This window comes from Kribbella caucasensis (assembly GCF_004361855.1).
GTDB lineage: Bacteria > Actinomycetota > Actinomycetes > Propionibacteriales > Kribbellaceae > Kribbella > Kribbella caucasensis.
In genome coordinates, this window is record NZ_SNWQ01000085.1 from 1 (window position 1) to 1,339 (window position 1,339).

The window sequence follows — 1,339 nt, forward strand, 5'->3', positions numbered from 1 at the left end:
GGGTGGTGCGGGGCCGGTCGAGGCGGGCGGTGGATTCGACCATCCTCGACGACGCGGTGGCCACTCAGGACACGGTCACTCAGCTGATCTCGGTGGTCCGCCGGGTCGGGCGGCAGGTGCCCGGCGCGGCCGAGCAGATCGCGGCGGTGTGCACCGGCCACGACTACTCCCAGCCGGGCAAGCCGACGATCGACTGGGACGATCCGGCCGCACGGGAGGCGCTGGTGTCGGCGCTGGTCAACGACGCGAACGCGCTGGTCGATGCCCTGAGCGGGACGGAGTTGGACGACGATGCCGAGAATGTGGTGGCGTTGCTGGCGTTGATCGCCGGTCAGGACGTCGAGCCGGCCGAGGGCAGCGACGGCACCGACGGGCGGTGGCGCATCGCGCGACGGGTCGCGCCGGAGCGGGTGATCTCCACGGTGGACCCCGACGCCCGGCATACCCGCAAGTCGCCACGCAACACCCGCGACGGGTATCGCGCGCACGTGGCGGCCGAACCGGAGACCGCGATCATCACCGACGAGGCGCTCACCCCGGCCGCCGGGGCCGACAACAGCGACGCCGCCGTGGCCGAGAACTTCCTCGACGCCGAGACCGAGCCGCGTGAGTGGTATGGCGATTCCGCTTACGGCACAGGCGATCTGCGGGGCGCCATCGACGACGCCGGGCATGCGGCGGTGATCAAACCCGGCCCGGTGAAAGCCCCGATCGAGGGCGGTTTCACCATCGACGACTTCACCGTGGACGAGGCGTCCGGCCAGGCCCGCTGCCCGGCCGGGCACACCCGGGCGATCACCAAGAAACGAGCCGTGGTCTTCGGTGTGCTGTGTCGCGACTGCCCGCTGCGGACCCGCTGCACCACAGCCAAGAACGGCCGCATACTCCACCTGCACAACCGCGACTCACTGCTGCGCCAGGCACGCCGCGACTGGTCCGGCAAGCCGGACCTGCGCCAGGACTACCGCACCTTCCGGCCCAACGTGGAACGGGTCATAGCCCAGATCGCCAGCCAAGGCGGGCGCCGCGTCAAACTCCGCTACCGCGGCACCGCCAAGAACAACGCCTGGCTCAAACGCCGCACCGCCGCCCTCAACCTGCGCAACCTCATCGGCCGAGGGCTGACCCGCACCACCGGCACCTGGACCCTCGCCACCGCCTGAACCGGCCACGCAGGCACACCACCGCCTAGAATCCAGCGCTCCCCCCGGCACACACGACCCGACCACCGGGCCGCACACACCCTGCGACGACCCCAAACCACTGAAACCGACCCGCTCGACCCAAACCCGTCCGTCGAGACCGACCCGGAAACGCACCTATTTCAGCGGCCTCCTAG

1 protein-coding gene is annotated in these 1,339 nt (G+C 70.7%); it reads left to right on the forward strand.

What is annotated here, in order from left to right:
• The coding region (locus tag EV643_RS43925) for a transposase (RefSeq protein WP_238166229.1) at positions 1 to 1,163 on the forward strand (1,163 nt) is incomplete at its 5' end.
• Between the last annotated feature and the right edge of the window lie 176 nt (positions 1,164 to 1,339).